This is a genomic window from Thauera sp. 2A1 (genome assembly GCF_009469595.2).
Taxonomy (GTDB): domain Bacteria; phylum Pseudomonadota; class Gammaproteobacteria; order Burkholderiales; family Rhodocyclaceae; genus Thauera.
On record NZ_SSXV01000072.1, the window covers coordinates 1 to 2,545 of the forward strand.

The 2,545-nt window shown below is 30.0% G+C and carries 5 protein-coding genes; all 5 read right to left on the minus strand.

The window, feature by feature from the left end:
* Window positions 1-223: hypothetical protein (locus GH664_RS22325; protein ID WP_228111677.1), on the minus strand; the 223-nt coding region annotated here is incomplete at its 3' end.
* An 11-nt stretch (window positions 224-234) separates the two neighbouring features.
* Window positions 235-498, minus strand: coding sequence for a DUF1064 domain-containing protein (locus GH664_RS23960; protein WP_153170274.1), 264 nt, complete (start codon window positions 496-498; stop codon window positions 235-237).
* Between the two features lie 82 nt (window positions 499-580).
* Window positions 581-919, minus strand: a complete 339-nt coding sequence (locus GH664_RS22330) for a hypothetical protein (RefSeq protein ID WP_153163805.1) — start codon at window positions 917-919, stop codon at window positions 581-583.
* Entirely contained in the window at window positions 894-1,868 is a 975-nt protein-coding gene (locus GH664_RS22335; RefSeq protein ID WP_153163804.1) for a CHC2 zinc finger domain-containing protein, read from the minus strand. The genes GH664_RS22330 and GH664_RS22335 overlap by 26 nt, the downstream gene beginning before the upstream one ends.
* Before the next feature lie 163 nt (window positions 1,869-2,031).
* On the minus strand, window positions 2,032-2,545 hold a 514-nt coding region (locus GH664_RS22340), incomplete at its 5' end, for a hypothetical protein (RefSeq protein WP_194270472.1).

The window sequence follows — 2,545 nt, forward strand, 5'->3', positions numbered from 1 at the left end:
CTTTATTAAAATAGGTTATAATACGCTTCTTAAATACGTCATCAGTTTTAGTAGAATAGATTTTCTTTGGTAGATTTAATTCACCATTCTCCTTAAATATAGGTGAATCTTCCCATCTATTCCAACTCAGATCATATACTTTACCAGGTATCAAATCATAATCAGCACCTTTAGGTTTTGCAATTATCTGTTCTCCTATTTTAATAAATTCATTCTTTGCCATAATCTGAAAATTTAAGATTTTAATTTGTTGATTAATTCATCAACTTGTTTTTTATTCTTTACTAAGTAAAACTTAGTATCTGGTTCATTCAAGCTTAAATAATACTTGAATAGTTTTTCTCTGTTTGCCCAAGAATCTGTAGCAAATCCTTTGCATTCTATAACAAAATTATCTCCTACAAAATCTGGTAAATAAGTAATAGCTCTAACTGTAGAGTTATTATATATAAACTTAGGAAGTAAAGTATATCTATGCTGTTCATATTCAGCTGATATACCTGCTTCCTTTAGTTTCTAATATGTATAAGCTTCTAACTTAGATCGAAATACTATTCCATCTATTTCTTGTTTAGTAGCATTACGCACTTTCTTGTTTAAGACTTGTTTTAGCATAATTAATATAATGTTGCATACTATCACTAGTTATTTTAAACGTTTCAACTCTTTCAGAGAAATTACCATTTTCATCCGTAAATCCTACTGAATGCAAGAAAGAATAATCTTTATTATGTTTAAAAGCTTTAAACATTTCTTTAATCGAATTTCCTATAAACTTGCATTTTTTATTCCATTCAATAAATTCTCCATGCAACAATACACTTACTAATTTGATTGGAATTAATAATAACTTTCCAAGTATCAGAGCTAAATCAAAAGGTAATGCTATTACTTTACCTATAGTTTTTAATAGTTTCATTTAACCAATTTTTTATTTCTTCAAAGCTATTTGCTTTAACAGCATCAGATACATCTTTAGCTTTGAATTTTTTGTTAATAAACATTGCTTCTAAGCCTGTTTCTCGGCTTAATTTGCGACTTCTTTTTACTCCAGCTACATCTCTATCAAAAAGTATTATAATACGCTTAAAACGCGTTTTAAGTTGCTCTAATACGTCTTTAGGTAGAAACGTACTCTCTGAAGATGGAGAAACTGCTGGTATACCCATCTCATGCAAACACATAACATCTTTCATGGACTTTGTGATAAATAATATATCACCTTTTTGAGGCAACTGCTCATAGCCTTGGATATCATAGTCTGTAAGATTGTTTCTCCACTTAGTATATTTATCTGCTAGTGGTCTATATATCTTAAAGTTATTATAGACCTTATATGCATACATTGGATTTTCTCGTTTATAAGTACCCTTTACTATTCCATTACATAAATAATATTTAATACTATTTACATTGAATTTCTTTAGAGTATTTATAGAAATATTGAACTGTTTCCAGTAATTGATATCTACATCAGTAAATTCCTGACGTACTACACCAATTACTGTTTCAGTTGGCAGTATATATTGCTTAGAGCTAACGAGTTTAGTGTTATTAGTAATGTTTAACTTATCTACTATATCTGATAGTATATCATTATATTCTGTTTTACCAGTAAATAATGATACAAATTTAATCACATTACCACATTCACCTGTTCCATGATCTTTAAAAAGTAGTTGTTTAGTACGTTTACTATAGTAAATACCAAAGGATGGATTTTTATCCTTCCTAAATGGACTATTGTATATCATACCTACTTTAAATTGACCTATATATTTTGCATATATATCATATTCTGTTACTTTAGAAAGTATCCAATCTAGAGTAATGTTATCTGGGAGTTTTGCTCGCTTTCTACTATACATATGCAATCTGTTTTAGTTTGCTACTAGTCGTGGAATCGAACCACGCCTATCCAGAGGTAGATTTTTATTTCTGCTGTGCAGGCTCACGCTTCCATAAATTATCTAATATCCTTAAATTGATAGTGCCATATAGGATTGTCACAGATCCTCCTAGTAGTTGAAACTATTCTTCTTTATCAAATAGTTTCGATATTCTCTTTATAGTTCGTTCTGCATCTTCATCAGTTAAAGCTTCACCTGTCTGAATGTAGATATCAGAAGTTGTTTCTTTCTTCATTGGTCTAACTGAATGTCCGTATCCCCAATTCATTTTAAATTTAGCATTCCAGAATTTAAACATCCAGTATCTAAAGAACCAAGGAGATATTGCTGTAAGTATTTGTCCTTTGATTAAAGGATCTTCAAACTTTTTAATTATAACTTCAACTCCAAGAAATCCTATAGGTTCTCCGTTAAAATAACCAGGATCTTCATTATCTGCATATGCAGATATTTGAACACGATATCCTTGGGATTCTAGCATATCTATTATTCTCATAGCAGTATATGCACGAATCATAAGATTTTCAGCTGAACACCAGCAATTCTCACATATAGAAATATGAAGCTTAACGAACTTACCAGTACCTATACCATGTGTAGGTATTCTTTTCTTTAGGCAAGGTAGACCTTCTATG

What these genes read in the sequence shown, in the direction of transcription:
- GH664_RS22330 (WP_153163805.1), bottom strand. Translation starts at nt 919, where the DNA reads ATGAAACTATTAAAAACTATAGGTAAAGTAATAGCATTACCTTTTGAT.
- GH664_RS22335 (WP_153163804.1), bottom strand. Translation starts at nt 1,868, where the DNA reads ATGTATAGTAGAAAGCGAGCAAAACTCCCAGATAACATTACTCTAGAT.